This window comes from Albidovulum marisflavi (assembly GCF_025751435.1).
Lineage (GTDB): Bacteria > Pseudomonadota > Alphaproteobacteria > Rhodobacterales > Rhodobacteraceae > Albidovulum > Albidovulum marisflavi.
Map to the genome: position 1 here is coordinate 255,119 of NZ_JAOWKY010000001.1, position 25,462 is coordinate 280,580.

Consider the following 25,462-nt stretch of genomic DNA (forward strand, 5'->3'; position numbering starts at 1 on the left):
TCAGTTGCAACGCATTCCCCGCATGGAGACAGATCATGGCAACCGTTGCCGTCACCGATGACACCTTTGACGCCGAGGTGCGCCAGTCCGACATCCCGGTCGTCGTGGACTTCTGGGCCGAATGGTGCGGCCCGTGCAAGCAGATCGGCCCCGCGCTGGAAGAGCTTGCCGCGCAATATGAAGGCAAGGTGAAGATCGCCAAGGTGAACGTGGACGACAATCCGAATTCCCCCGCCCAGCTGGGCGTGCGCGGCATTCCGGCGCTGTTCCTGTTCAAAGGCGGTCAGGTGGTCTCGAACAAGGTCGGCGCCGCACCCAAGGCCGCGCTTCAGAACTGGATCGAGTCCTCGATCTGATCAACGGAACGTCTCCAAGACTGGGGCGCCTTCGGGCGCCCCTTCTGTTTGTCGCGGTTGCGGCATTCCGCCCGGCCCGCCATATAGGACCTTTAAGGAAATGGAGGGCGCGATGGCCGAAGACAGGTTTCCCGGCTGGCACGGCACGACGATCATCGGCGTGCGCAGGGGCGGAGAAGTCGTGGTGGCGGGAGACGGGCAGGTGAGCCTGGGCCAAACCGTCATCAAGGGCACCGCGCGCAAGGTCCGCCGCCTGAGCCCCGGCGGGCGCGACGTGGTCGTGGGCTTCGCCGGATCCACGGCCGACGCCTTCACCCTGCTGGAACGGCTGGAAAAGAAACTGGACGCGGCGCCCGGCCAGCTGACCCGCGCCTGCGTGGAACTGGCCAAGGACTGGCGCACGGACAAGTACCTGCAAAAGCTCGAGGCGATGCTGATCGTGACCGACGGCAAGACGCTGCTGGTCGTGACCGGCGCGGGCGATGTGCTTGAGCCGGAACATGACGTCGCTGCCATCGGGTCTGGCGGCAACTTCGCCCTGGCCGCCGCGCGCGGGCTGATGGAAACGGACCTTTCCGCGGAAGAGGTCGCGCGCAAGGCCATGGCGATCGCCGCCGACATCTGCGTCTACACCAACGGAAACCTCACGGTGGAGACCATCCGTGGCTGAAACCCCCGAGCGCATGGATCCCGCCGATATCCGGGCGGCCGTCAAGGCGGGCATCCTGACCGAAGCGCAGGCGGCCGAGCTGAAGGCGCTCGGCGACAGCCGCGCCAATTACCGGGCAGAGCGCACACGCGAGGACGAGCCCTTCGAGTTCTTCAAGGGCTTTGCCGAGATCTTCGTCTCGGTCGGCCTTGCGATCCTCTTGGGCGGCATCGCGCTGTTGCTGGGCGTCATCGGCGGCGTCGGGATCCTGATCGCGATTCCGGCGATCATGGCCGCGATTTCCTGGTGGATGGCGCGCTTCTTCACGCTGCGCTGGCGGATGAACCTGCCCTCGATGGTGCTGGCCAGCGCCTATTCGGGCGGCATCTACGTGTCGTCGCTGACGTTCCTTGGCCAATCCGACCTGGGGCTGAAGGCCGTGGCCTTCCTCTCTGCGACGATCGCCGCAGGAGCGACGGCGCTATGGTTCCGCCGCTTCAAGCTGCCGTTTTCGATGTTCATCCTGGGCAGCTTTGCCTTGATGGCAACCTACGCGCTGTTCACCCGCTACAATCCCGGCGGCAGCTTTGACGACATCGATGGATGGGCCAGAAGTTTCGTTCCGCGCGCCAACCTGACGCTGGCGTCGCTTGTGTTCGGTGTGGCTGCCTTTGCCGGCGCGATGTTCTTTGACCTGAAGGACCCGCACCGTGTCGGAAGACACTCTGCCACGGCGTTCTGGCTGCACCTTCTGGCAGCCGGTGCACTTGTGAACGCGGTGGCGGGCAACATCTGGGCGCAGGCTGGCGGCACCAACATCCTGCCGACCGTCCTGGTCCTTGCCGCCTTCGCGCTTGTCGCCCTGGTGATCGACCGGCGGTCGTTCCTGACAGCGGGCATCATCTATATCGCCGCCATCATCTACTGGGCGGTTGCGGGCGAGGGCAGCGCCAGTCTGAAGGAGTGGGCGCTGATCCTCATCCTGCTGGGGCTGTTCTTCACCGTCCTGGGCACCTGGTGGATCCCGCTTCGCCGCCGTGTCATGCGCGCCCTGCCGGATTTCCCCGGCAAGAGCCGCCTGCCGCCAAGCTTCTAGGCGCGAACCGGGGCGTCGGTTCTAACCTTCGTCCCAGTCATACTGCATGGTCTTCAGCGCCGCGCCCTTGCCGCCGCGCTGCTGCGTCTTGTTCTGGTTGTTCTTCTTTCCGGTAGCGACCACGTGCATCGTCTCGCCCTTCCAGAACCACGCGACGCTTTCGGTATTCGTGGCATGGGCATGAAGCGCGCCGCCAAGATAGGGCACGCGGCCATGTCCGGTTTCCGTGGGTCCGGCCAGGGCGATCGACTCGATCTTGGTCTTCAGGTTCCTGTCGCCCTCGCAGGCGGACCTTACCTTGCCATTGGCATAGGTCACCTTGCAGGGCTCGGGCGCCGCGATCGGATCCTTGGCAAGGATCTCAAGCTCGCCCTTGATGCGGAACGTCTTGACCTCGCCCGCGACATCGGCCGACACCGTGAAGACCAGATCATAGCTGCCGATCTCGGTGAGCCGTCCCTGTAGGCCCGCCTTTCCCACAAGCGTCTTGGCCCCCGCCCCCGAAAGGCCGAATTCCTTGCCCGCCCAAAGCAGCAATTCCTTCCTGACATCGAAGTTCGATTTGATCTTCGTCGCGTTCAGATACTTGTCGGGCAGCGAAAAGGTCTTGGTCTTGCCCTTGACCTTGTCGGCGATCTTCTTGACGTCCTGCGCGGGCAGCGCGTCTTCGGGTTCAAGATACAGATTGATCGTCGGCACGAAGGGCACCCCTGTCTGGTTGTGTTACCGCTGCGGGCTTTGCTTTTGGTTGCGGAACAGTATCTACGCCTGCGTCCTGTCGGCAACTTCTTTCTGTCGTCGGCCCTTTGGGTTGCATCTTGTTCGCCGTTCGCCAATTACAAGGAAGCATGACAAGGGCACCAGAACATGACCAACCTGACGCCGCGCGAAATCGTATCCGAGCTTGACCGCTTCATCATCGGCCAGAAGGACGCCAAGCGCGCCGTCGCAGTCGCGCTTCGAAACAGATGGCGGCGCAAGCAGCTTTCCGACGACATCCGGGAAGAGGTCTATCCCAAGAACATCCTGATGATCGGCCCGACCGGGGTCGGCAAGACCGAGATTTCGCGCAGGCTCGCGCGTCTTGCGAAGGCGCCGTTCCTGAAGGTCGAGGCGACCAAGTTCACCGAGGTCGGCTACGTCGGGCGCGATGTGGAACAGATCATCCGCGACCTCGCCGACGCCGCGATGATCGAAACCCGCGAACGGATGCGCGACGAGGTGAAGGCGCGCGCCCACAAGGCCGCCGAAGAGCGCGTGATCGAGGCCATCGCCGGCGCCGATGCCCGCGAACAGACGCGCGATATGTTCCGCTCGCGGCTCAAGAAAGGCGAACTGGACAACACCGTGATCGAAGTTGAGGTCGCCGAGGCCACGCCGCAGATGCCGTTCGAAATGCCTGGCCAGCCCGGAATGGGCATGATGAACCTGGGCGATCTGCTGGGCAAGGCGCTTGGCGGGCGCCGCACGCGCAAGAAGATGACGGTTGCCGAAAGCTACGAGATCCTGATCTCGGAAGAGGCAGACAAGCTGCTGGACGACGAACAGGTCAAGCAGGCCGCCCTGGAGGCGGTGCAGGAAAACGGCATCGTCTTTCTGGACGAAATCGACAAGATCTGCGCCCGCGCCGAAACCCGTGGCGCCGATGTCAGCCGCGAGGGCGTGCAGCGCGACCTTCTGCCGCTGATCGAGGGAACCACGGTTTCGACGAAATACGGGCCGGTAAAGACCGACCACATCCTTTTCATCGCATCGGGGGCGTTTCACATTGCCAAGCCCTCGGATCTGCTTCCCGAACTTCAGGGCCGTCTTCCGATCCGGGTTGAACTTCGCGCCCTGACGGAAGAGGACTTCGTTCGCATCCTGACCGAAACCGACAACGCGCTGACCCGCCAGTACACCGCGCTGATGGGAACCGAGGACGTGACCGTGACGTTCAGCGAGGACGGGATCGCGGCCCTGGCCCGGATCGCGGCCGAGGTGAACCGCAGCGTCGAAAACATCGGCGCCCGCCGGCTTTACACGGTAATGGAGCGCGTCTTCGAAGAGCTGTCGTTCAACGCGCCGGACCGCGCAGGAGACTCGGTCACAGTGGATGCGTCCTTTGTCGAGCTGCATCTTGGCGATCTGTCGCGCAGCGCCGATCTGTCGCGCTACGTACTCTAGCCTGGCGGCGCGGCGGCGATTACAGGTAGACAGGCCGATGGGCCGAAGCCCGCGAGGAAACCGATGCGCCGCATTTGTCTTGCCGTTCTGTCAGTCGGCCTGATTGCCGCCTGCGCCCCGCGCGGGGCGGTCGTCATCGACCCGGCGGCGGCGCGGACAGGCCAGGTGGAAAGCGTCTTCATCGGCACCACGCGCGCGCCGGACCCCGAAACCGGCACAACCTTCGGCTACGAACGAAGCGAGGATATCCGCTATGTCCGCCTGGACGTCGCGGTGCCACCGCAGCGCAGACCCGGTCAGATCGACTGGCCCCGGCCCGGACGCAAGCCGGACCTGACCCACGATTTCGTGGCGTCCGAGCAATATGTGATGGACGGTCCGACCGAGTTCCGCGCGCAGCTTTCGCGCGCGTTGCGGCAGATGCCGGCAGGCCGCCGGGATGCCTTCGTCTTTGTCCATGGTTTCAACACCACCTATGCCGAAGGGGCCTACCGGCTTGCGCAATTGGGGCACGACCTGCAGCTCGACGCGGCATTCGTCCATTATTCGTGGCCATCGCGCGCGCATCCTCTTGGCTATGTCTATGACCGTGACAGCGTGCTTTATGCGCGCAACGGTCTTCAGGACCTTCTTGAGCAGGTCGCGGCATCGGGCGCCGATCACATCCTGATCGCCGCGCATTCCATAGGATCCCTGCTGACGATGGAAACCCTGCGCCAGATGGCGGTCTCGGGCAGGCGCGACATCAGCAACCGGATATCGGGCGTCGTGCTGTTTTCCCCCGACATCGACGTCGACCTGTTCCATTCGCAGGTGACCACGATCGGGAACCTGCCGCAGCCCTTCGTGATCTTCACATCGAAGCGCGACAAGGCACTTGCCCTGTCCGCGCGCCTGACCGGCGAAAGCGAGCGGCTTGGAAACATCGAAAGCGCCGCAGAGGTCGCGGACCTTCCGGTGACGGTTCTGGACACCACGGCCTTTTCGACCGGCGCTGGCCATTTCGACGCGGCGGACTCGGCATCGCTTTTGCTGATCCTGGGTCAGATCGCCACGGCCGGCGGGATCCTGGAGGGCGAAGGGCGGCTTGGCTTCCTTGCCGGAACGGTGGTGACGGTGCGCAATGCGACACAGGTCATCATGTCCCCGGTCGCCGCGATCTCGGGCCTGTGACGCCGGTCAACGGGCGCGGCGCAGATAGACATAATAGGCGCCGCTGCCCCCGTGCTTGAGATGTGCGGTCGCGATCTGCAACACCAGCGGACGCAGCGGCGGAAGGCCAAGCCAGTGCGGAACCTCGTGCCTCAGCGCGCCGACGCGCGCGGGGATCGGGCCGTGGTCGTCCTTCCTTTTTCCCTTGCCGGTGATGACCAGAACCAGGCGGCGCCCCTCGGCATGGGCGTTCAGCACGAAGTAGACCAGCTCCCGCCGCGCCTCGGCCAGGGTCATTCCATGCAGGTCGATGCGCCCCTCGGGCGTGAGCTTGCCGCGCGTCATCGAACGGTAGGCGGCGTTATCCATCCTTATCGGCTGCGCGGCGATCGCCTGTTCAAGTGCCGGCGCCAGATCGTGGCGGCCGGGCGTGCGGGCCGCTTCTCCGACGCGGAAGCTGGGCAGGGGTGCGCGCGGATTGCGCACCTCGGGCACAGCCGGCTTGGGCTCGGGGTCGATCTTCTTGGGGTGATCGGGACGCAGCGCCTGCGTCGTGCGCGCGACCCGCTGCCACAGGTCGCGCTCTTCCGGGGTGACCGGGCGTGGACGACGCGTCATGCCAAGGCCCCTTCACGCAGCTTGGCCGCAGCCGAACGCCCTGCGCGCGGCGTCATTCGCCGGTCGCGACCAGTTGCCAGTTCGGGTCGCTTGCCCCCATCTTGCGCGCGAAGGTCCAGATGTCGCGCTGCTTGCGCGGCCGCTTCGGGTCGCCTTCGACCACCTCGCCCGAGCTGTCGCGGGCGGCGGAAATCAGTTCGCCGACGAAGCGCACGCTGATCTCGGCCTCGCGCGCGTCCTTGTCGAAGTCCGCGGAGTCGAGCGCCAGTTCGCGCAGGCCCAGGAATTCCGCGGTCACGGTCAGGCCGCGGCTGCGGCGCGCGCTGACCGCCTGGGAAAAGGCATCGTAGACATCGTTGGACATGAAGGGGCGAACCTGGTCCAGATCGCCCTTCTCGAACGCCATCAGGATCATCTCATACGCGCCGCGCGCGCCCTGCAGGAAGCCCGAGACGCTGAAGTCAGGCTCGATCTGCTTCATCGCGGCCAGCGCGCGGGCGGAACTGCTGCCGTCGGGCGCATGATCGGTGATGTCGCGATCCGGCCCGCCTTCGATGACTTCGAAGTCGCGCTTGCCGCGGCGGTCAGGCAGGGGCGCCGGCGCGGGCGGCTTTTCGAAGCCCTCGCGCGTGCCCAAGACGCTTTTCAGCCTGAGTATGAGAAAGATCGCTATTCCCGCGAGAACAAGCAGCTGAATGATGGAACCGTTCATTTGCCTCAGAACCTCAGTGCGCACCGGGATTGGTATCTTTCCCGCTCCTCACCTATGTAAGTGACGGGTGGGGTCAAGTCCACTGCGCCCAAGAATATCGGAGTGTGCCATGTGGCTTCTTGTTGCTTTCGTTCTGGTCCCGATGATCGAGATCGGATTGTTCATCAAGGTCGGCGGCCTGATCGGCATCGGCTGGACGCTGGTCATCGTGCTGGCGACCGCGATCGCCGGCAGCTGGCTGGTCCGCGTTCAGGGCCTGCGCGCCCTGGCGGACCTGCGCGGATCGCTGAACGATCTGCGCGACCCGACCGAGCCCATCGCGCACGGCGCGCTGATCCTTTTCGCCGGGGCGCTGCTGCTGACGCCCGGATTCTTCACCGATGCGATGGGCCTGTCGCTGCTGCTGCCGCCCGTTCGCGCCGCGCTGCTGCGCTATCTGGCCAAGAAGGTTCGCGTCGAACGCTTCACGGTTGGCGGCGGTCCGGAACGCCCGCGCCGGTCCGATGACGTGATCGATGGCGATTTCACCGTGGTCGACCCCGAAAAACGGCCCACGCACAAGCCATCGGGCTGGACCCGGCATTGAGGCGGGCGGACCAAGCTGCTACACCGCCAGCAACCTTTCAAGATTATCCGGAGACAGACATGGCCGATGCCAGCAACGGAGCCGCGCCCCAACAGGCCCCCCAACTCAAGATGCAGATCCTGGGTCAGTTCATCCGCGACCTTTCCTTCGAAAACATCCTGGTCCAGAAGGGTATCGGCGCGACGCAGGTCCAGCCCGAGATCCAGGTCCAGGTCAGCATCGACGGGCGCAAGCGCTCGGTCGAGAACCAGTACGAGGTCGTGACCAAGTTCAAGGTCACCTCGAACAACGCCACCGACAAGTCGCCACTGTTCCTGCTCGAGCTCGAGTATGGCGGCATCTTCCACATCGAGGGCGTGCCGGAAGAGCAGATGCACCCCTTCCTGATGATTGAATGCCCGCGGATGCTGTTCCCCTTCGTCCGCCGCATCGTCAGCGACGTGACCAGCGACGGCGGCTTCCCGCAGCTGAACCTCGACACGGTGGATTTCGTGGCGCTCTACCGCCAGGAACTTGCGCGGCGCGCGGCCACGGCCCCGAGACCCGCCGATCAGCCGACCAACTGACGGACCGGCGGTGACGTCCGGGCTTCACGATCGCATCCCCGCCTGGGTGGACGGGGCGCTTGCGCCCATGGGCAAGCTTGACGTTCACCTGCGCGGATTGCGGCACAAGGCCGTCTCCGTCTTCGTTCTGCAGGGCCCCCTCGTGCTGATCCAGCGCCGCGCGCTGAGCAAGTATCACACGCCGGGGCTTTGGGCGAACACCTGCTGCACCCACCCGCACTGGAACGAGGCCCCGCGCGACTGCGCCTTGCGCCGCCTGCGCGAGGAACTGGGGATCGAGGGCCTCGATCCCGTTTCCGCCGATCAGGTGGAATATCGCGCCGATGTCGGTGGGGGCATGGTGGAACACGAGGTCGTCGACATCTTCGTGGCCAGCGCCCCGGCCGATCTGCCCATCCTGCCGAACCCGGACGAGGTGATGGAGACCCGCTGGCTGACGCTGGACGAGCTGTCGGCGGAGGTCGCCGCGGAACCGGCGCGCTTCACACCCTGGCTTCGAATCTACCTGTCGGACTACCGCGACCGGATATTCGGCAAGGCCGGCTAGGGCTCAGCCGATCTCCATCTCCTCGATCAGCACGGACCAGCCCGCGCCGTGCATGTCGCGGTCGGCGGCGGTGCCCTGCACGGTCGGCCGCGGGAAGGAAAACTTCACTACGTTCAGTTCCGGGATATCGAAGCGACGCATCTGGGATACGTCCACGCGGTAAAGCGCGGCGACCCGTGCGCTGTCCAGCGCCGCCGAAAGGCGTTCAAACGCGTCACTGTCGCCGCAGAAGATGTCGATCGTCAGCCAGAACGGACCCGCGTTCTTCGAGCGGACCTTCTGCGCGACCGCGCCCAGTTCAGCCATGACCGACCTCCGTCACTTCCAGCCGGAAGATGGCCATCGGATCGTCCAGCGCCATGATGTGGTGCAGGCAGAACTCGTAAACCGCGCCGCGGGTCATCTCGGCCGGCGAAAACGGGAAGGCGAAGGTCGGCATCGGTTCGTCTTCGGTCAGCGCGTGATGCAGAAGGTAGGGGTTGAGGATCTTGCCGATCTCGGCCGCCTGCGCCTCGGTAGGCGCGGTGACGATGGACAGAACCCCGATCTCGGTCGGGACGATGCGCCCGGTTTCAAGGGGGCCCAGCGTGGCGTCCTGCCCGATCAGCCGCATCTCGATCGTGAATTCCGCCTGCGACAGGCCGGTCCGGTCCGCCGCGATCTGGCGGCAGCGGTTCGCGATGTCGTCGGCCCAGATACGGGCGTTTTCGACGTAGCGTCGGTCGCGCAGAAGGGTCAGGCTCACGACCTGACAGCCCGCGACGCGCGCACCTTCGAGCTTCACCGTGTAGAGGCCGGGAACCCAGACCGAACCCTCGACACGCACGCGCCGGTCATCGACCGCCGTGTAGCGCGATCCCGTGACGTCAAGGTGTCCGCCCGGTTCGTACAGGATGAAGGGATCCGTATTCTCGTAAAGCATGTGGGCCGAGACGGTATAGGGCGTTGCCCGCGCGGTGCGGCCCAGGGGTTCGATCGTGAAACCGGTTTCGTCGAAGTCGATCTGGATGACGCCGGATGCGGGATTGGTCGTGGCAAGCGCCCCGCATTCACCGACCTTGGCGCCGTGCCAGGCAGCGCCCGCGTCGCAATTCCGCGCAATGGGCAGCGCCGCGATGATCGCCGTGTCGGTCGTGCGACCAGCGATGACGATGTCCGCGCCGGTGTCGATCGCCGCGCGGATCTGTTCCACCCCCGCCAGAGCGACGATGTTGGTGCAGGACCGAACCGTGTCCGCATCCACAAGGGGGGCGCCGCTCAGCGGGGTGACCGTGCCCGCCTGAAGCGCTTCGGCCACCGCTGATGGCATCTGGCCGGAATAGAGCCGCACGACCTTCAGCTTCTGGCCGAGCTCTGTCGCCAGTTCCACCGTGATCTCGTAAAGCCAGTCAACGGCGCTGTCGGCGCCGCATGTGCCGGCCGTGCCGATGACCAGGGGAACACCGGCCTCGGCGCGCGCCAGCATCAGGTCGCGCCATTCGGCCTTGGTGGTCGCGCGCGAATACTTCGACACCCCGCGCCCAAGGTAGGAGGGCCCGCTGTCCGTGGACCCTCCGTCAACCGCTATGATGTCGGGCCCGTTGGCCACGCCGCGGGCAAGCGCATCCCGATCGTAGGTCAGACCAAGGGCTCCGGTCGGTATCAGGACGCGCGTCATCTCAGTCCTCAATCGCACTTTCCGGCGCCTGCGGGCGCTTGAGCACGCCACGCAGGAACATCGGCGCTATAAACCCGACTGCCGCCGCGATCCAGAGCACTGCCGCGATCGGCGAGGCGAACAGATAGGTCCAGTCACCGTCCGACAGCGTCATGGCGTGACGCAGGTTGTTTTCCATCTGGTAGCCCAGAAGGATGCCCAGGATCACGGGTACGGTGGGAATGTCCATCTTGCGGAAGACATAGCCCATGACCCCGAAGACGATCATCAGGACAAGATCGAAATAGCTGCCCGACAGCGAATAGATGCCGACGAAGGAAATCATGGTCACGCCCGGAAGCAGGATCGCAGGCGGCACCATCAGGACCTTCACGAAGATCTTGACCATCGGCACGTTCATCGCCAGCAGGACGAAGTTCGCGATCAGGAGCGAGGCGATCAGGCCCCAGACGACCTCGGGCCGGTCCGCGAAAAGGGTCGGACCCGGCGTGATGTTCAGGGTCATCAGGACCGCAAGCAGCACCGCCGTCGTACCCGAACCGGGCACGCCCAGCGTGAGCATGGGCACCAGCGCACCGCCCGCCGCCGCATTGTTCCCGGCTTCGGGCGCGGCGACGCCCTTGGCAACGCCGGTTCCGAAGCCGCCCTTGTCGCCCGCGATGCCCTTTTCCATCATGTAGGTCATGAAGGATCCAAGCGAAGCGCCGGCGCCCGGCAGAACGCCCGCGACGAAGCCGACGGCGGAACAACGCAGCATCGTCCAGCGCGTGGACCACATCTCGGCCCAGGGCACGGTCACCTTGCCAAGCTTGACGCCGACCGCGCTTGCCTTGCCGTGCGTTTCGATGAAGACGAAGACCTCGGACACCGCGAACAGACCGACGATGGCAACCAGGAAGTCGACCCCGTCCGCCAGGTGAAGATTGCCGCCCGTGAAGCGGTAGAAGCCCGAGTTGTTGTCCAACCCGATCAGGGCGATGGCAAGCCCGATGAAGGACGCGAGAGCCGCCTTGGCCTGGTTGTTCGACGCCATACCGCCGAGCGTGGCAAAGGCCAGCGCATAGAGCGCGAAGTATTCTGCCGGGCCGAACTTGTAGGCGATGCGCGCAAGGTAGGGTGCCACCATCGCCAGCGCGAGCGTCGCCAGCAGCGCACCCACGAAGGATGCGACGCCTGAGATCACCAGCGCATCACCCGCGCGCCCGGCCTTGGCCATCGGGTAGCCGTCGAGCGTGGTCATCATCGCCGGTTCGTCGCCGGGGATGTTCAGCAGGATCGAGGAGATCCGGCCGCCATACATCGCGCCGTAGTAGACCGAGGTCAGCAGGACAAGCGCCGCCGTGGCATCAAGACCCAGCGTGAAGGTTATGGGGATCAGGATCGCGACGCCGTTTGACGGGCCTAGCCCCGGCAGGGCGCCGATGATCGTGCCCAGAAAACAGCCGACGACCGCCAGGATAAGCGTCAGGGGCGAAAGGGCGACTCCGAACCCAAGCGCAAGGTTGGACAGAATTTCCATGAGATATCCTCAGCCCATCAGGGCGCGCGGAAGGGCGACAAGCCCCAGACCCAACGCGTATTTGAAGATGACGTAAAGCCCGCCGGACAGACTGACGCCGATCAGCACCGCGCGAACGGGCTTGGGGTCGATCTGATAGCTCAGGATCCCCGCGACGATCGCCGTCGGGATCAGGAAACCCGAGGGCTTGAGCGCATAGGCATAGCCGACCATGACCACCGTCGCGAAAGCCAGCGACAAGAGCGACCTGGCTTGCGGCCAGTCCGGCTCTGCGTCCGGCTTCATGATCATCGCCGCTGCGCTGATCGCCATTCCGACGCCGACGATGATCGGGAAGACCTTTGGGCCGAGCTTGTCGAAGATGTTTCCGGGCGGAAGGTTGTAGGCGCTCGCGATGAACGCGAGCGCCACAAGGATCACGACCACTCCGAAGATGCGGTCGGTTCTGATCATTGGATCACACCGATCTCTTTCGAAAGCGCCTCGGTGTCGGCCACGACCTGGTCGACCCAGGACTGGAAGTCGCCGCCGACCTTGGTGAAGGGCGCAAGCCCGTTCGCGGTCATGGTTTCCTTCCACTCGGCGCTGTCTGCGACGGCCTGGATCTTTTCGGCCCAGGCGTTGAATTCGTCGTCCGAGATGCCCTTGGGCACATAGAAGCCGCGCCAGTTCACGGCGATGACGTCGTAGCCCTGTTCACGCGCGGTCGGGATGTCCTCGAACCCTGGCACGCGGTCCTCGGTCAGGACGGCCAGAGCGCGCACTTCGCCAGACTGGATGAAGCCCACGATTTCGGACATGTCGCCGGTCATCGCCTGGGTGAACCCGCCGACCGTCTGGGTGATCGCATCCGCGCCGCCGTCGACGCCGATGTACTTGATCGAACCGATGTCGGTGAACCCGGCCGCCTTCATGATTTGAAGCGGCTTCATGTGGTCGAAGCCGCCTGCGGCCGAACCGCCCGCGAAGGCCACCGACCCCGGATCGGCCTTGATCGCCTCGACCATGTCGCCCAGCGACTGGAAGGGGCTGTCCTTGGCCACGACGATCACGCCCGGATCCGCACCGATCGCGCCGACGAAGCGCACCTGGTCCGCCGTCGCATCACCGAAGGCCTTTTGCGCCAGCCGCGTGGTGGTCGCCGAGGAAGCAGCCACGATCAGGTCGGGATCGGTGTTACGCTCATTCACGACGTAGCTGTAGGCCAGACCGCCGCCGGCGCCGGCCATGTTGGTCACCTGGACGGGTTGGTCGACCAGCTGCAGATCGTAAAGAAGCTTGCCGACCTGGCGGCAGGTGAAATCCCAGCCGCCGCCAGGGTTGGCGGGCGCGATGCACTCGGCAGCCCAGGCCGACGAGGTCGTGACAAGAGCGATGACGGCGCTGGTGCCCAGCGCCTTGAGAGCGGTGAATTTCATGCTGTCCTCCCAGACATATTCCGCTGGTTCGAGTTTCCGCGACATTTGCGGATCCCTCCCCTTGCAGAGCAGACGATTCGCGGAAAAGCTGACACGAACCTGTCACCCCGAGGTCCGATGCGCTTCCTCCTGGTCGAAGATAACGCCGAACTTGCCCGATCCGTCGAAGAGCGGTTGCGGCTGGACGGGCACGCGGTCGACTGGGCGCCCAGCCTTGCTGATGCGCGCGATTGCCTTGCCGGCGCTACCTATGACCTGATCCTGCTGGATATCTCTCTGCCCGATGGCGATGGCCGCGACTTCCTGAAATCGGAACGCCGGGCCGGGCGCGACACCCCGATCATCGTCATGACAGCGCGTGCCGCGGTTTCGGATCGCGTCGACGTTCTTGACCTCGGGGCCGACGACTATGTGACAAAGCCGTTCGATTTCGCCGAACTGGAGGCGCGATGCCGCGCGGTCCTGCGGCGACGGGGCGGCGCGATCCAGACGGTCAGAAGCTTTGCGGGGCTGACGTTCAATCCCCTGACCGCGACGCTTTGCGTTGGCGACGAGGTTCGCGAACTGCGCAACCGCGAGCTGCGCCTGATGGAGATCCTTCTGTCGGCACCCGATCGGATCTATTCCAAGGCGCAACTCTGCGACCGTCTCTTTTCCTATGCCGAGGCGGTCACGGACAACGCGATCGAGGTCTATGTCGGCCGGCTGCGCAAGAAGCTGGAGGGGACGGGCGCGCGAATCGAAACCGTGCGGGGTATCGGTTACCGGCTGGTCGCCGAATGAACGTGGCCCCGATGTCCCTGCGACGGCGGCTGGTTCTGCAGCTTCTGGGGATTGCCGCGGTTCTGGCCATCCTTCTGTACCTGACGGTTCGCACGGTTGCGAACTCTGCCGCAGAGGCAACGCAGGACGGGGTTCTGGGTGCGGCGACCCTGGCCATCGCGGAACGGCTTCAGGGGGGCGAAACAGGAGTCAGCCTTGACCTTCCGTATGAGGCCTTCTCGATCCTGGGATCGATCAGCGACGACCGCATCTTCTACCGCGTCGATGCGAACGGCGAGACTCTGACGGGATATGCCGACCTTCCGATGCCGTTCGACCCCGAGGCTGCTGTCGAGCCCGCCTTCTACTCCGCGACATTCCGGGGCGCGGCTGTCCGCATCGCGGCGACCTCGCGCACGGTGCTGGTGAACCGCCAGCCCCTTCTGGTCAGCGTGGCCGTCGCGCAGACACGGCAGGGACAAGAGGCCATCGCCCAGCGTACCGCGAACCTCGCGGCGGCGATCGGCCTTGGCGTCTTTGCCTTCGCGGCGATGCTGTCGATGCTCACGGCCGGCAGCGTCCTGGGGCCGATAAACCGCCTGGCCGAGGCCGTCGGCCGCCGGGGCCCGCATGATCTGCGCGCCGTCGATCATCCCTCGCCGCAGGAACTTCGGCCGCTCGTGTCCTCGCTCAACGGGTTCATCGCGCGGCTCAGGGGTGCGCTCAGCCGGACCGAAACCTTCATTGCCGAGGCGGCCCACCACATCCGCACGCCGCTTGCCACCGTCCGGACCCGCGCGGAGATCGCGCTGCGGACATCCGAAACCGATGCCGCCCGCGAAACCCTTCGCGCGGTGATCCGGGCGGTCGAGGAAAGCAGCCGGTCAGCGACGCAGCTTCTGGACCACGCGACGGTGGTCTATCGCTCGGACCGGCTGGCGGACGGCCCCGTCGATCTGGCAAAACTGTTGCACGGGCTGACCCGCTTCTACGGCCCGACCGCCGAATTGCGGGACCTGACGCTGACACTTTCGGGCGCGGACGGCCCCGTCATGGTGCAGGGCGATCAGCTTCTGGTCGAAAGCGCACTGCGCAACCTGATCGACAACGCGATCAAGTATTCGCCGCCGGAGGGAGAGATCGAGCTTGGCCTCGAACCTAGGGGTGATCGTGTGGCGATCATGGTCAAGGACAGGGGGCGCGGCCTGGGGGGGCGCAAAAGCTCGGACCTGACACGCAGGTTTGCCCGCGGCGACAATGTCGGGGATGTGGTCGGATCGGGGCTTGGCCTGACGATCGTCGAAGAGGTCGCGGACATTCATGGCGGCGCGTTCGAGCTGACGGAACGGAAAGGGGGCGGCACATGCGCCGAACTGCTATTGCCCTTGCGGTGATCATGCTGACCCTGCGGCCTGCGGCGGCCTTCGTGACCGAGGAGGAGGCGTTCTTCCCGGCGGCCGGCGCCGAGGCCAAGACCGTGTCGGTCCTTTCCACGACGGACACCGACGTGCTGCGCCCGGCTATCGAGGCCTTTCAAGCCGTGCATCCCGACACCGCGGTTCGCTATGTCGTCGCCTCGAGCCAAGAGGTCTATGCGGCGCTGGCCGATGACCGCGCCGCCTTCGACCTGGTGATTTCCTCGGCCATGGATCTTCAGATGAAGCTGGCAAACGATGGTTTCGCCGCGACCTACACCTCGCCCCAGACCTCTCGGCTGCCGGCCTGGGCGCGCTGGCGGGACCAGGTCTTTGCCTTTGCCCAGGAAAGTGTCGTGCTGATCGCGTCGCGCCGGGGATTCAAGGGCCTGGTGATTCCCCAGACGCGGCGTGACCTGACGGAATTGCTGCGGGATCATCCAGATGTCTTCCGCGGGCGTATCGGCACCTACGACCCGCGCGCCTCGGGCGCGGGCTATCTGTTCGCCACGCAAGAGGCCAGGCAGTCCGACAGCTTCTGGCGGCTGGCCGAGGTCGCAGGCAGTCTTTCGCCCCGCCTTTACAGCTCATCGCTCGACATGATCTCGGACCTGAAATCGGGCAGGCTCGCGCTCGCCTACAACGTCCTGGGAAGCTACGCTGGCCCGCGCCTTGAATCGGATGCCGACGGTGTCGTGGTCGAGTTCGCGGATTTCACGCTGACGCTTCTTCGCACGGGGTTCATACCGGCGGACGCAATCAACCCCGAGGCCGGCGGCGCGTTCCTGGACTTTCTTCTAAGCACGCGGGGCCAGGCGCTGATCCGCGATCGCGCGGGCCTTCCGCCCATTGACGAAGCCGCGCTTTCGTCGCGCCCGCACCTTCGGCCCATCCGCCTGGACGCGGGCCTTCTGGTCTATCTCGATCGGCTCAAGCGCAAGGCGTTCCTGGAAGAGTGGTCGTCGGCCATGTCGCAGGACTGATCGGCGGCGGAAAGCCGCCAGCGCGCCGGGGCCGCTGGTAATCCGCCGGGAAACTTGCATGATGGTGGGGCTGTTCGCGAAGGATTGCGGGGGAATACTTGCGCGCCCGTCGACCATATCGGCGCCTGTTCGGCTGCGCCGCTCTGTCAGCCTTTCTGATCACCGGCGCGGTCCTGCCCGCCGGTGCGCTTGAGCAGTTCGAATTCCTGACGCCCGCGGCGGACGACACCCTTCGGGATGATCTGCGCTCGGCGTCGCTTCTGCTTCGCCTGCACGAGGACGGGCGCGGCGATGCCGCGGAAATTCTGGCGGCGGCGCGCGAAGACTATGCGCGCCTGACCGGCGCGCTTTACGCGGAAGGATACTATGGCGGCGTGATCCACATCACGCTGGACGGGGCCGAAGCGTCCGAGATTGCCCCTCTGGATGTGCCCGACCGGATCGCCGCAGCGGTGATCCGTGTCGATCCCGGCCCCCGGTTTCACTTCGGCGCCGCAAGGATGCGGCCCTATGCCAAAGGGACCAAGCTTCCGCCGGATTACCGCGATACAAGGCCCGCCTATTCCACGGCGATCGCCGAGGCCGCCGAGGCCGGGGTCGATGGCTGGCGGGCGATCGGCCATGCCAAGGCGCGCGTTTCGGGCGAAGAGATCGTCGCCGACCACGACAGCCGGACACTTGACGCCCTTATCCTGCTCGAGCCTGGTCCGAAGCTGAGGTTCGGACGCCTTTCGATCGACGGGCAGGAAAGAATGCGCACCGACCGCATGTACGAGATCGCGGGCTTTCCGGAAGGCGAGGTCTTCGATCCGGAGGCGCTGCAAAGGGTCGTGACGCGGCTGAGACGCACGGATGTGTTCCGCGCGGTCTCGGCGACCGAGGCGGATCAGCCGAACCCGGACGGAACGCTGGATGTCGCCATCTCGGTCGCAGAGGACCTTCCCAGACGTTTCGGTTTCGGCGCCGAGCTTTCCAGTTCAGAGGGGATCGCCCTGAGCGGCTTCTGGCTTCACCGGAACCTGTTCGGCGGCGCCGAACGGCTGCGGTTCGATGGCGAGGTCGAAAACATCGCGGGCGATACCAACGCGACCGGCTATCGCCTGGCCGCGCGTTTCGAACGCCCGGCGACATTCACTCCGGACACGTCGTTCTTTGTGACGGCAGAGGCGGAACGCTACAATCTTGTCGATCTGACGATCGACGGATACGCGGTTGGCGCTGGATTCAGCCATATCTTCAGCCCGGAACTCAGCGGCGAGGCGAGCCTGGAATACGCCTACGCCCGCAGCGACGTTCTTGGCATCACCTCCGAATTCAAGCAATTGGCGCTGCCCGTCTCGATCGAATGGGACCGGCGCGACAGCAAGCTGGACGCGACGTCGGGCTTTTACCTGAACGCCGGGACAACGCCGTTCCTTGGCTTCGGGACCACCGGTTCCGGCGCGCAGATCAAGGCGGATGCCCGCATCTATCGCGGCTTCGGCACGGACGACCGCGTGGTTCTGGCCGGACGCGGCCAGATCGGCGCCGTCCTTGGGCCTTCGCTGGCTGAAACGCCGCCCGACTACCTGTTCTTTTCCGGGGGCGGGGGCACGGTTCGCGGCCAACCGTACCAGTCGCTGGGCGTGACCCAGACCGTGGGGCCGGACACCTATGAAACCGGTGGCCAAAGCTTTGCCGCGCTGTCCGCAGAGATCCGGGCAAGGGTGAACGAAACCTTCTCGGTCGTGGGGTTCTACGACGCGGGGTTCGTCGGCGCCGAGGGTTTCGACGACGGTCAGTGGCATTCGGGCGCAGGCCTTGGGGTGCGCTACAACACCGGACTTGGACCCATACGGTTTGACGTCGCCTTGCCCGTTTCCGGCGATACAGGCGACGGGGTGCAACTTTACATCGGTATCGGGCAGGCTTTCTGATGCGGGCACGTATTCTTTCCGTCGTGCTCGCTCTCTGGCCCCTCGCCAGCCTGGCGCAGGACAGCGCGACGGCATCCGAGGACAAGGGCTTTCTCACCAACTTCCTGGAAGAAAGCCTTTCCGGCGCGGGACGAAACGTCCGGATCGACGGGTTTGCCGGCGCCCTGTCGTCGCGCGCAACCTTCGATCTGCTGTCCATCGCCGATGACCAGGGTGTTTGGCTGACGATCCGCGACGGGGCCATATCCTGGAACCGCTCGGCGTTGCTTTCGGGCCGGGTCGAGATCGCCGAGATGTCGGCCGGGGACATTGCCGTCGCGCGCAAACCCGTGCTGGCCGACACGGGGGAAGCGGCGGCCGGAGGCCAGCGCTTCGCCTTGCCGGATCTGCCGGTCGCGGTCCGCATCGGCCTTTTGCAGGCGGAGAACGTCAGCCTTGGAGAAGATATCCTGGGTGAACCGCTTCAGTTCCGGGCAGAGGGTTCGGCCAGCCTGGAAGGTGGCGAGGGACAGGCGAATTTTTCCGCCACGCGCACGGGCGAGGGTCCGTCGGGCGAGTTTTCCCTCACCGCCAGCTATTCCAACGCGTCGCGTCTGGCTTCGATCGATCTTCTGGCTTCCGAGGGGCGCGGTGGCATCGTCGCGCGCCTCGCGGGTCTGCCGGGGCAGCCATCGATCGTGCTGGCGCTGAACGGCAACGGTCCGACAACGGACTTCATTGCCGATGTCGCCCTGTCCACCAATGGGGCGCCGCGGCTGACGGGCAAGATCGGCCTTGGCGCCGAGGGCGGTGACCTTGACCAGGGACAGCGCGTGACCCTTGACCTTTCGGGCGATGTGCGGCCGCTGTTTGAGCCCAGTTACCAGGCGTTCTTCGGCGAAAACGCCCGGCTTCAGGCGCGTGGCCACCATTTCGCGGACGGGCGAATCGAACTGTCCACGCTGGACATAACTTCGCAGGCGTTGCGGGTGTCGGGGCAGGCAGCCCTTGCCCCGGATGGCACGCCGCGCCGCCTGAAGGCCGAGATCTCGCTGACCGGTGCGGAGGACACACCGGTAATCCTGCCGGTCCCCGGCCCCGAAACAACCCTGGTGGGCGCCGATCTGCGTGTAAACTTCGACGCCGCAGAGGATGAAGGCTGGGCACTGGATGGATCCTTGCGCGGCCTGAGGAGGGCTGAGCTTTCCGTCGGGAACGTCGACCTTGAAGGCTCGGGCCGGATAGCCCCGACGCGCGCAGGGGGATCCGTCAGGCTTGCCGTCACCGAACTGGCGGCGGGGGATGAGAGACTTGCGGCGGCCGTGGGACGGACGCTGCAGGGACGGATGGTCTTTTCCTGGCGGAAGGGTGCCGCGCTGCGCATCCCGGTCCTACTGTTCTCCGGAGAGGATTACAGCCTGTCCGGGCGCGCCTCTTCGGACGGCGAGGTGATCGACGCCAATCTGAATGCCGTCGCGCAAGACCTTGCGCGGCTTGCCCCGATCACCGGCCTTGATCTTGCGGGCAGTGTAAACCTGGCGCTTTCCGGCACCTATGACCTGTCCCGCAGCCGGTTCGATGCGCGACTGGGTGGATCGGGCACGGACCTTGGCGTCGGCATGACCGAGATCGACAGGCTACTTGCTGGATCGACCGTGTTCCGTGCCGAAGCCGAGGGCCGAGCGGACGACCTTGAACTGCGCAGTGCGGCCGTCGAGGGGTCCGGTTTCACCGCAAGCGCCAGTGGCCGCATCGCGTCCGGGTCCACCGCGCTGACCGTCAACGCGGCGATCGACGATCTGGGACGGCTGCGCGCGGAATATGCAGGATCGGTCAACACGAAGATCACGCTCAGCGAAGACGACGAGGTCCGCATGCTTGATGGATCGCTTCGCACGAAGGATGTGAAGCTTGGAAATCCGACCCTGAACAGCCTTCTGGCCGGAGAGGGCAAGGCGGATGTCGCGCTTGTCCAAAGCGGCCGGCGCATCCTCCTGTCGGGCCTTGAGCTTTCGACCCGGCAGGTGAGTGCAAGCCTTCAGCCAAGTCCGAACGATCCGGGTTCCCTGACAGTTCAGGCGCGGCTTGCAGACACGGCCATTCTTGCGTCCGAGTTCCTGGGCGAAACCCGCCTGTCCGGGACGCTTCGTCAGGGAGACACCTATCAGTTTGATCTGGACGTGACTGGTCCCGGCGGCATGGATGCCAGCCTTTCGGGCGAGGTTGCCGATGATCTTTCGCGCGTGGACCTTGAGGCCGAAGGCGAACTGCGCGCCGAGGTCGCCAACGCCTTCGTGGCGCCGCGTGCCGCCTCCGGAACCTTGCGCTTCGATCTGAGCATGGAGGGCGCGCCAAGCCTGTCGTCGCTGTCCGGAACGGTTTCGACCCAGGGTGCACGCATCGCCGATCCGACGGTCTTTGTCGCCGTCGAAGGCCTGAACGCGACGGCCGATCTGGCGGGCGGCAGGGTTCAGGTTTCGGCGACGGGCGGCTTCCGCGACGGGGGCAGGATCGACACCCGCGGCACCATCGCGCTGACGCCCGGATTTGACGCGGACCTGTCGGTGACGCTTGACCGCGCGATTCTGCGCGATCCGCAGCTGTTCGAGACCGAGGCCAGCGGCACAATCCGCATATCGGGGCGGCTTGCCTCGGGCGGTGCGATTTCCGGGGCGATCGACCTGGCACAGACAGAAATCCGGGTTGCGACGGCAAGCTTCGGCGCCACGCGGACAATCCCCGAGATCACCCATGTCGGCGAACCCGCGCGCGTACGCGCAAGCCGCACCCGCGCGGGCCTTGCCGGCAAGGCTGCCGAAACAAGGGGGCCGCGCCGCGCCATGAGCATCGATCTGAGGATCAGCGCACTGCAAAGGATCTTCGTGCGCGGCCGCGGGCTGGACGCAGAACTGGGTGGGACGCTCCTGCTTGGCGGAACCACGGCCAACATCGTCCCCTCGGGCCAGTTCGAGCTGATCCGGGGGCGGCTCGATATCCTGACCAAGCGGCTGAACATCAGCGAGGGGCTGGTCGAAATGCGTGGCGCGCTTGAGCCCTATCTGCGTTTCGTAGCCGTCCACCAAGGCGAAGAGGTCACGACCACCATCACAATCGAGGGGCCGGCATCCGCACCAGAAATCCGCTTCTCGTCGTCCCCCGAATTGCCGGAGGAGGAGGTACTGTCGCAGCTTTTGTTCGGCCGCGGCGTGCAGACCCTGTCGGTCTTCCAGGCGGCGGAGCTTGCCTCGGCCGTCGCGACGCTGTCTGGGCGCGGGGGCGAAGGGATCATCAGCCGCGTGCGCAATTCCCTGGGTGTGGATGACCTTGACGTGTCGACCGACGAAGACGGCGGCACGACACTCCGCGCGGGCAAGTACCTTTCCGAAAGGGTCTATACCGACCTGTCGGTCGACAGCGAGGGCAAGACCGAAATCAACCTGAACCTCGATATCCGGAAGGGGCTGAAGGCGCGCGGAACGGTAGGATCCGAAGGAACGACCGGGATCGGCATCTTCTTCGAAAGAGACTACTAACTACGCCGGCTTCGGGTCAGTTCCGCGTTCACGACGGCGCCGAACAGGACGATGTAGGCCGACATGTAAAGCCAGACCAGAAGCGCTACGACCGCGCCGATCGAGCCGTAGATCCGGTTGTAATTCGCGAAATAGGTCAGGTAAGCGGAAAAACCTACCGATCCGGCTGCCCAGGTCAGCGCGGCAAGCACGGCTCCGGGCAGGACATAGGTTCTACGCACGCGCGTGGCGCTTAGCCCGAAGCGGTAGAAGATCAAGAGCGCGGACAGCACCACCAGCATGAGAACCGCCCAGGGCAGCACGGTCAGGATCGCTCCCTCGAGGGGTCCGACCGTTACGAAGTTGAGCGCGATGGGAACGGCCACGACGGTTGCCAAAGCAGCGAACAACAAGACAAAAATCCCACCCGTCAGCGCGATCGTCCCGACAAGGCGCAGCAGGAGCGTGCGCCTTTTCTGTTCGTGCGCTGCATGAAGTCCCGCGACCAGGGCGTCGACACCGGAATGGACCGAATAGAGCGCGATCAGCATCGACAGCGTCGTCGTCCATCCGCTGGTTCCGCTTCCCGTCGCCAGAAGCGCCTTGAGCTGGCCCTCGATCACCTGGTAGGCGGCGACGGGAATAAGATCATGGATCGATTGCAGGTAGTAATCTATGACAAGCGGGTCTGCGAAGATGCTCCAGAATGCGATCAGCGCGACCATTCCCGGAAAGATCGCCAGCATGGTGTAGAAGGCGACACCGGCAGAGATCAGGGCCAGGTTCCGATCACCGGTGGCGACCCAGATCGCGTGAAGCAGTTCGGCAATGCCGAACCCCTCGGACTTATCCGAAGCGTTTCCAGACCGCACCGTCCCCAAGCCCCGCGACGAATTTGCTGTGCGCCGCGGCCTCTGCCTCGGTCAGGCGCGAGGGCAGCGGAACCAGGCGCGGACGCGGACGCCAGCCTGCATCCGCGACCGGACCTTCCGCGGCCGCGATTTCAACCGAAAGCGCGAAATCCGGCTGCCGGCCTCCGATCAGCTCAAGATAGACCTCGGCCAGAAGTTCGCTGTCCAGAAGTGCGCCGTGCTTTTCGCGGGCCGAGTTATCGATACCGAACCGGCGGCACAGCGCATCCAGCGAGGCGGGAGAGCCCGGAAACTTGCGCCGGGCCATGGCCACCGTGTCCAGCGCCCGGTCCATCGCGATTATTCCGTGACCTGCCCAGTTCAACTCGGCGTTCAGGAACTTCATGTCGAAGGCGGCATTGTGGATCACCAGGCGGGAATCCGTCCCGATGAAGTCGAGAAACGCCAGTGCGACCTGTCCGAACTTGGGCTTGTCACGCAAAAAGTCGTCGCCCAGGCCGTGCACCTCGAATGCCTCGGTCGGCATCATCCGTTCGGGGTTGATGTACTGATGATAGGTGCGCCCCGTCGGAACGTGATTGAACAGCTCGATCGCGCCGATCTCGACGATCCTGTGGCCCTCGGCCGGTTCGAAACCCGTGGTTTCGGTATCCAGAACGATTTCACGCATCGTTGCCCCCGATCCTCCGGATCAGGTTTCGCACGTCGGCACGGGTCTGTTCAAGATCTCGCGTCTCGATGACGTGGGTCGCGCGGGCGCGCTTCTCGGCGTCGGGCATTTGTCGGGCAAGGATAATGTCCAGTTGCGCCGGCGTCATTCCCGGACGCGACAGCACGCGTTCCCGCTGAACCGCTGCCGGAACCGATACGACCAGCGTCGCGTCCATTCCGGCGTCCGCCCCGGTTTCGAAAAGCAGCGGGATATCCAGCACCACAAGCGGCGCGCCAGAGCGCGCAGCAGCCTTGATGAAGCCCGCGCGGTCCGCCGCGACCAGGGGATGCACCGCCGCTTCGATCCGTTTCAACGCGGTCGGGTCTTGGGCGATCCACTCCTTCAGCCGCGCACGATCCACGAAACCGTCCACGATGGCCGCCGGGCAAAGCGCGCCGATTGCCGGGACCGCGGCGCCGTCCTTTGCGTAAAGCCTGTGAACGGCGGCGTCGGCATCCCAGACTGGCACGCCCTCATCGCGGAACATGGCTGCTGTTGTCGATTTGCCCATGCCGATCGAGCCGGTGAGGCCCAGAAGGAAGGGTTGGCTCATCCCTTCAGAACCACGTCGCGGGTGTGCTGGTCCACCTCTGGGCGCTTTCCGAACCAGCGTTCGAAACCGGGCGCGGCTTGGTGCAGCAGCATGCCAAGGCCGTCGACGGTCGTGCAGCCGATTTCGGCGGCGGCTTCAAGGAATGCCGTCCGAAGTGGGGTATAGACGAGGTCGTTGACCACCGCCTTCGGAGAAAGCGCGTCAAGCGGAACCCGAAGATCGGGCTTGCCGACCATTCCCAGGGAAGAGGTGTTCACGACGGTGACCGCATCCTCCATCATGTTCCCGGCCTTGACCCAATCGTAGACGACAACCCGGGCGCCGAACTCGGATCGGATCACGTCGGCGCGCGCGCGGGTCCGGTTCGCGATCCGAACCTCCGGGGCACCGGCATCCAGCAATGCGGACACCACGGCGCGCGCCGCGCCGCCGGCGCCGATGACGGCCGCCGGTCCGGATGCGGGTGCCCAGTCCGGCGCATATTGCCTCAGGTTGGCGGCGAAGCCGTGACCGTCGGTGTTGTCGGCATGGATCTTGCCGTCGGCGCGGAAGATCAGCGTGTTCGCGGCCCCGATCAGCGCCGCGCGATCGGTCACGATATCAGCCAGCGCCAGCACGCTTTCCTTGTGCGGGATCGTGACGTTCAACCCCACGAACCCCGCTTTGGGCAGGGCGTGCAGCACTTCCTTCAGATCGGCCTGCGCCACGTCCATCGGGATATAGTATCCCTTGATCCCGTAGGTCTTCAGCCAGTAGCCGTGCAAAAGCGGCGACTTCGAATGCGCGATCGGGGACCCGATGACGCCGGCAAGCGGTATGCGAGGATGGTCGGTCATGATGCGATGTCGCCCCGAACGGAAAGCCAGGTCAAGAGTTCCAGAAGCGGAAGGCCCAAGACATTGAAATAATCGCCTTCCACGCGTGCCATCAGGCGCACGCCCTCTTCCTCAAGCTTGTAGGCGCCGACGCTATGGCGGATGCTTTCCCAGTTTCGCGCCAGATAAGCGTCCATGTAATCGTCGGAAAAATCCCGCATCGTCATTCTTACGATGCCGACGTGACGCCAAAGCGGCTGACCGTCGCGGCACACGACCGCCGCCGAAAGCAGGCGGTGCGTCCGCCCGCGCATTTCGCCAAGCTGCCGGCGCGCGTGCTCAAGACTTTCGGGCTTCGAATAGAGACGCCCGTCCATTTCAAGAACCTGATCCGCACCCAGGACCAGCATTCCTGGCCTGCGCGCGGAAACCTTGGTCGCCTTGGCTTCGGCCAGCGCGTCGGCGATATCCCGCGGCCTTGCGGCTTCGGCCTGAAGCGCGGCGCGAATGGTCTCTTCATCGACCCTCGGCACCTCGGTTTCGATGGCAAGGCCGGCATTCCCAAGAAGCGCCGCGCGGATTTGGGAACCAGAGGCAAGGATGAGATCTGTCATCGGTCTGTGGATATTTCCGGGGATCACTGAACCGCAAACCTGCGCAAATCCCGCCCTGTTTTCAACACCTGGCCGAGGTGTGTGGGAAACACGAGGCTTGTCAAGCCGTCCGGGGCCATCATCCCACATGTGCGCGATGTTTTCCCGCGACTGTGCAGAACGTTTCGCCGATCTGCCCCGGCGGATTTCATGCACAGCCATAGAGTTTTTGTATGACGAGCAAGCCATTGATTTAATGTAACAAATATTAGGATATCCGAAGCAGGGAAAGTTTTACTGCGGTTATC

Annotated in this window: 26 protein-coding genes; 13 read left to right on the forward strand and 13 right to left on the reverse strand. The window is 65.0% G+C overall.

Translation table 11 applies throughout. From position 1 onward, the window contains the following. Nucleotides 1-35 precede the first annotated feature (35 nt). The 3 genes from trxA (at nucleotide 36) to OEW28_RS01325 (ending at nucleotide 2,101) form a co-directional block, all read left to right on the forward strand. Nucleotides 36-356 carry a thioredoxin gene (trxA, locus tag OEW28_RS01315; RefSeq protein WP_263732927.1) on the forward strand — a complete coding sequence of 107 codons (321 nt, stop codon included), beginning with the start codon at nucleotides 36-38 and terminating at the stop codon, nucleotides 354-356. A gap of 112 nt (nucleotides 357-468) precedes the next feature. After that, a complete protein-coding gene (gene hslV / locus OEW28_RS01320; protein WP_263732928.1) occupies nucleotides 469-1,026 on the forward strand; it encodes an ATP-dependent protease subunit HslV in 558 nt (185 codons plus the stop codon). After that, on the forward strand, nucleotides 1,019-2,101 hold the full coding sequence (locus tag OEW28_RS01325; RefSeq protein ID WP_263732929.1) for a hypothetical protein: 1,083 nt from the start codon (nucleotides 1,019-1,021) through the stop codon (nucleotides 2,099-2,101). The genes hslV and OEW28_RS01325 overlap by 8 nt, the downstream gene beginning before the upstream one ends. 21 nt (nucleotides 2,102-2,122) lie before the next feature. Here OEW28_RS01325 and OEW28_RS01330 read toward each other — a convergent pair whose 3' ends face one another. Continuing rightward, entirely contained in the window at nucleotides 2,123-2,800 is a 678-nt protein-coding gene (locus tag OEW28_RS01330; RefSeq protein ID WP_263732930.1) for a hypothetical protein, read from the reverse strand. A gap of 168 nt (nucleotides 2,801-2,968) precedes the next feature. On the opposite strand from OEW28_RS01330, the gene hslU reads away from it, so the two are divergent. Both hslU and OEW28_RS01340 read left to right on the forward strand, forming a co-directional pair. Continuing rightward, nucleotides 2,969-4,267 carry an ATP-dependent protease ATPase subunit HslU gene (hslU, locus tag OEW28_RS01335; RefSeq protein WP_263732931.1) on the forward strand — a complete coding sequence of 433 codons (1,299 nt, stop codon included), beginning with the start codon at nucleotides 2,969-2,971 and terminating at the stop codon, nucleotides 4,265-4,267. A 63-nt stretch (nucleotides 4,268-4,330) separates the two neighbouring features. After that, entirely contained in the window at nucleotides 4,331-5,440 is a 1,110-nt protein-coding gene (locus OEW28_RS01340) for an alpha/beta hydrolase (protein WP_263732932.1), read from the forward strand. 6 nt (nucleotides 5,441-5,446) lie between these two features. On the opposite strand, the gene OEW28_RS01345 is transcribed toward OEW28_RS01340, so the two are convergent. Then, nucleotides 5,447-6,037, reverse strand: coding sequence for a Smr/MutS family protein (locus tag OEW28_RS01345; protein ID WP_263732933.1), 591 nt, complete (start codon nucleotides 6,035-6,037; stop codon nucleotides 5,447-5,449). A gap of 52 nt (nucleotides 6,038-6,089) precedes the next feature. Beyond that, the gene (locus OEW28_RS01350; protein WP_263732934.1) at nucleotides 6,090-6,749 is read right to left on the reverse strand and encodes a Tim44/TimA family putative adaptor protein; all 660 of its coding nucleotides are present in this window, start codon (nucleotides 6,747-6,749) and stop codon (nucleotides 6,090-6,092) included. A gap of 109 nt (nucleotides 6,750-6,858) precedes the next feature. On the opposite strand from OEW28_RS01350, the gene OEW28_RS01355 reads away from it, so the two are divergent. The 3 genes from OEW28_RS01355 (at nucleotide 6,859) to idi (ending at nucleotide 8,448) form a co-directional block, all read left to right on the forward strand. Further along, complete coding sequence (locus tag OEW28_RS01355) at nucleotides 6,859-7,335, forward strand: FxsA family protein (protein WP_263732935.1); 477 nt, start codon at nucleotides 6,859-6,861, stop codon at nucleotides 7,333-7,335. 59 nt (nucleotides 7,336-7,394) lie between these two features. Next, entirely contained in the window at nucleotides 7,395-7,901 is a 507-nt protein-coding gene (secB, locus tag OEW28_RS01360) for a protein-export chaperone SecB (protein WP_263732936.1), read from the forward strand. A gap of 67 nt (nucleotides 7,902-7,968) precedes the next feature. After that, nucleotides 7,969-8,448: an isopentenyl-diphosphate Delta-isomerase gene (idi, locus tag OEW28_RS01365; RefSeq protein ID WP_263734341.1), complete on the forward strand. Its 480-nt coding sequence runs from the start codon at nucleotides 7,969-7,971 to the stop codon at nucleotides 8,446-8,448. Nucleotides 8,449-8,451: 3 nt separating this feature from the next. On the opposite strand, the gene OEW28_RS01370 is transcribed toward idi, so the two are convergent. Genes OEW28_RS01370 through OEW28_RS01390 form a run of 5 tightly spaced genes read right to left on the reverse strand, consistent with a single transcriptional unit; the run spans nucleotide 8,452 to nucleotide 13,042 of the window. Next, complete coding sequence (locus OEW28_RS01370; RefSeq protein ID WP_263732937.1) at nucleotides 8,452-8,754, reverse strand: DUF4387 domain-containing protein; 303 nt, start codon at nucleotides 8,752-8,754, stop codon at nucleotides 8,452-8,454. Next, entirely contained in the window at nucleotides 8,747-10,105 is a 1,359-nt protein-coding gene (locus OEW28_RS01375; protein WP_263732938.1) for a DUF1446 domain-containing protein, read from the reverse strand. Before OEW28_RS01375 ends, OEW28_RS01370 begins: the two co-directional genes overlap by 8 nt. 1 nt (nucleotide 10,106) lies before the next feature. Further along, the gene (locus OEW28_RS01380) at nucleotides 10,107-11,624 is read right to left on the reverse strand and encodes a tripartite tricarboxylate transporter permease (RefSeq protein ID WP_263732939.1); all 1,518 of its coding nucleotides are present in this window, start codon (nucleotides 11,622-11,624) and stop codon (nucleotides 10,107-10,109) included. Nucleotides 11,625-11,633: 9 nt separating this feature from the next. Next, complete coding sequence (locus tag OEW28_RS01385; RefSeq protein ID WP_263732940.1) at nucleotides 11,634-12,077, reverse strand: tripartite tricarboxylate transporter TctB family protein; 444 nt, start codon at nucleotides 12,075-12,077, stop codon at nucleotides 11,634-11,636. Next, nucleotides 12,074-13,042: a Bug family tripartite tricarboxylate transporter substrate binding protein gene (locus OEW28_RS01390; protein ID WP_263732941.1), complete on the reverse strand. Its 969-nt coding sequence runs from the start codon at nucleotides 13,040-13,042 to the stop codon at nucleotides 12,074-12,076. The genes OEW28_RS01385 and OEW28_RS01390 overlap by 4 nt, the downstream gene beginning before the upstream one ends. 117 nt (nucleotides 13,043-13,159) lie before the next feature. On the opposite strand from OEW28_RS01390, the gene OEW28_RS01395 reads away from it, so the two are divergent. The 5 genes from OEW28_RS01395 (at nucleotide 13,160) to OEW28_RS01415 (ending at nucleotide 21,630) form a co-directional block, all read left to right on the forward strand. Next, nucleotides 13,160-13,825: a response regulator transcription factor gene (locus OEW28_RS01395; protein WP_263732942.1), complete on the forward strand. Its 666-nt coding sequence runs from the start codon at nucleotides 13,160-13,162 to the stop codon at nucleotides 13,823-13,825. Between the two features lie 11 nt (nucleotides 13,826-13,836). Beyond that, complete coding sequence (locus OEW28_RS01400) at nucleotides 13,837-15,198, forward strand: sensor histidine kinase (RefSeq protein ID WP_263732943.1); 1,362 nt, start codon at nucleotides 13,837-13,839, stop codon at nucleotides 15,196-15,198. Next, a complete protein-coding gene (locus OEW28_RS01405; RefSeq protein ID WP_263732944.1) occupies nucleotides 15,168-16,202 on the forward strand; it encodes an ABC transporter substrate-binding protein in 1,035 nt (344 codons plus the stop codon). Before OEW28_RS01400 ends, OEW28_RS01405 begins: the two co-directional genes overlap by 31 nt. A 98-nt stretch (nucleotides 16,203-16,300) precedes the next feature. Then, entirely contained in the window at nucleotides 16,301-18,118 is a 1,818-nt protein-coding gene (locus OEW28_RS01410) for an autotransporter assembly complex protein TamA (protein ID WP_263732945.1), read from the forward strand. Next, a complete protein-coding gene (locus OEW28_RS01415) occupies nucleotides 18,118-21,630 on the forward strand; it encodes a translocation/assembly module TamB domain-containing protein (RefSeq protein ID WP_263732946.1) in 3,513 nt (1,170 codons plus the stop codon). Before OEW28_RS01410 ends, OEW28_RS01415 begins: the two co-directional genes overlap by 1 nt. On the opposite strand, the gene OEW28_RS01420 is transcribed toward OEW28_RS01415, so the two are convergent. Genes OEW28_RS01420 through OEW28_RS01440 form a run of 5 tightly spaced genes read right to left on the reverse strand, consistent with a single transcriptional unit; the run spans nucleotide 21,627 to nucleotide 25,175 of the window. Beyond that, nucleotides 21,627-22,481: a YihY/virulence factor BrkB family protein gene (locus OEW28_RS01420; protein ID WP_263732947.1), complete on the reverse strand. Its 855-nt coding sequence runs from the start codon at nucleotides 22,479-22,481 to the stop codon at nucleotides 21,627-21,629. The genes OEW28_RS01415 and OEW28_RS01420 overlap by 4 nt on opposite strands. Further along, a complete protein-coding gene (dnaQ, locus tag OEW28_RS01425) occupies nucleotides 22,456-23,151 on the reverse strand; it encodes a DNA polymerase III subunit epsilon (RefSeq protein ID WP_263732948.1) in 696 nt (231 codons plus the stop codon). The genes OEW28_RS01420 and dnaQ overlap by 26 nt, the downstream gene beginning before the upstream one ends. After that, the gene (gene coaE, locus OEW28_RS01430; protein ID WP_263732949.1) at nucleotides 23,144-23,746 is read right to left on the reverse strand and encodes a dephospho-CoA kinase; all 603 of its coding nucleotides are present in this window, start codon (nucleotides 23,744-23,746) and stop codon (nucleotides 23,144-23,146) included. The genes dnaQ and coaE overlap by 8 nt, the downstream gene beginning before the upstream one ends. Then, a complete protein-coding gene (locus OEW28_RS01435) occupies nucleotides 23,743-24,582 on the reverse strand; it encodes a shikimate dehydrogenase (RefSeq protein WP_263732950.1) in 840 nt (279 codons plus the stop codon). The genes coaE and OEW28_RS01435 overlap by 4 nt, the downstream gene beginning before the upstream one ends. Then, the gene (locus tag OEW28_RS01440; protein WP_263732951.1) at nucleotides 24,579-25,175 is read right to left on the reverse strand and encodes a Maf family protein; all 597 of its coding nucleotides are present in this window, start codon (nucleotides 25,173-25,175) and stop codon (nucleotides 24,579-24,581) included. Before OEW28_RS01440 ends, OEW28_RS01435 begins: the two co-directional genes overlap by 4 nt. Nucleotides 25,176-25,462: the final 287 nt, after the last annotated feature.

What these genes read in the sequence shown, in the direction of transcription:
- OEW28_RS01375 (WP_263732938.1), bottom strand. Translation starts at nt 10,105, where the DNA reads ATGACGCGCGTCCTGATACCGACCGGAGCCCTTGGTCTGACCTACGAT.
- coaE (WP_263732949.1), bottom strand. Translation starts at nt 23,746, where the DNA reads ATGAGCCAACCCTTCCTTCTGGGCCTCACCGGCTCGATCGGCATGGGC.
- OEW28_RS01345 (WP_263732933.1), bottom strand. Translation starts at nt 6,037, where the DNA reads ATGACGCGTCGTCCACGCCCGGTCACCCCGGAAGAGCGCGACCTGTGG.
- secB (WP_263732936.1), top strand. Translation starts at nt 7,395, where the DNA reads ATGGCCGATGCCAGCAACGGAGCCGCGCCCCAACAGGCCCCCCAACTC.
- OEW28_RS01415 (WP_263732946.1), top strand. Translation starts at nt 18,118, where the DNA reads ATGCGGGCACGTATTCTTTCCGTCGTGCTCGCTCTCTGGCCCCTCGCC.
- OEW28_RS01390 (WP_263732941.1), bottom strand. Translation starts at nt 13,042, where the DNA reads ATGAAATTCACCGCTCTCAAGGCGCTGGGCACCAGCGCCGTCATCGCT.
- OEW28_RS01350 (WP_263732934.1), bottom strand. Translation starts at nt 6,749, where the DNA reads ATGAACGGTTCCATCATTCAGCTGCTTGTTCTCGCGGGAATAGCGATC.
- OEW28_RS01435 (WP_263732950.1), bottom strand. Translation starts at nt 24,582, where the DNA reads ATGACCGACCATCCTCGCATACCGCTTGCCGGCGTCATCGGGTCCCCG.
- OEW28_RS01370 (WP_263732937.1), bottom strand. Translation starts at nt 8,754, where the DNA reads ATGGCTGAACTGGGCGCGGTCGCGCAGAAGGTCCGCTCGAAGAACGCG.
- OEW28_RS01355 (WP_263732935.1), top strand. Translation starts at nt 6,859, where the DNA reads ATGTGGCTTCTTGTTGCTTTCGTTCTGGTCCCGATGATCGAGATCGGA.
- OEW28_RS01340 (WP_263732932.1), top strand. Translation starts at nt 4,331, where the DNA reads ATGCGCCGCATTTGTCTTGCCGTTCTGTCAGTCGGCCTGATTGCCGCC.
- OEW28_RS01400 (WP_263732943.1), top strand. Translation starts at nt 13,837, where the DNA reads ATGTCCCTGCGACGGCGGCTGGTTCTGCAGCTTCTGGGGATTGCCGCG.
- OEW28_RS01440 (WP_263732951.1), bottom strand. Translation starts at nt 25,175, where the DNA reads ATGACAGATCTCATCCTTGCCTCTGGTTCCCAAATCCGCGCGGCGCTT.
- OEW28_RS01405 (WP_263732944.1), top strand. Translation starts at nt 15,168, where the DNA reads ATGCGCCGAACTGCTATTGCCCTTGCGGTGATCATGCTGACCCTGCGG.
- idi (WP_263734341.1), top strand. Translation starts at nt 7,969, where the DNA reads ATGGGCAAGCTTGACGTTCACCTGCGCGGATTGCGGCACAAGGCCGTC.
- dnaQ (WP_263732948.1), bottom strand. Translation starts at nt 23,151, where the DNA reads ATGCGTGAAATCGTTCTGGATACCGAAACCACGGGTTTCGAACCGGCC.
- hslU (WP_263732931.1), top strand. Translation starts at nt 2,969, where the DNA reads ATGACCAACCTGACGCCGCGCGAAATCGTATCCGAGCTTGACCGCTTC.
- OEW28_RS01385 (WP_263732940.1), bottom strand. Translation starts at nt 12,077, where the DNA reads ATGATCAGAACCGACCGCATCTTCGGAGTGGTCGTGATCCTTGTGGCG.
- trxA (WP_263732927.1), top strand. Translation starts at nt 36, where the DNA reads ATGGCAACCGTTGCCGTCACCGATGACACCTTTGACGCCGAGGTGCGC.
- OEW28_RS01380 (WP_263732939.1), bottom strand. Translation starts at nt 11,624, where the DNA reads ATGGAAATTCTGTCCAACCTTGCGCTTGGGTTCGGAGTCGCCCTTTCG.
- OEW28_RS01395 (WP_263732942.1), top strand. Translation starts at nt 13,160, where the DNA reads ATGCGCTTCCTCCTGGTCGAAGATAACGCCGAACTTGCCCGATCCGTC.
- hslV (WP_263732928.1), top strand. Translation starts at nt 469, where the DNA reads ATGGCCGAAGACAGGTTTCCCGGCTGGCACGGCACGACGATCATCGGC.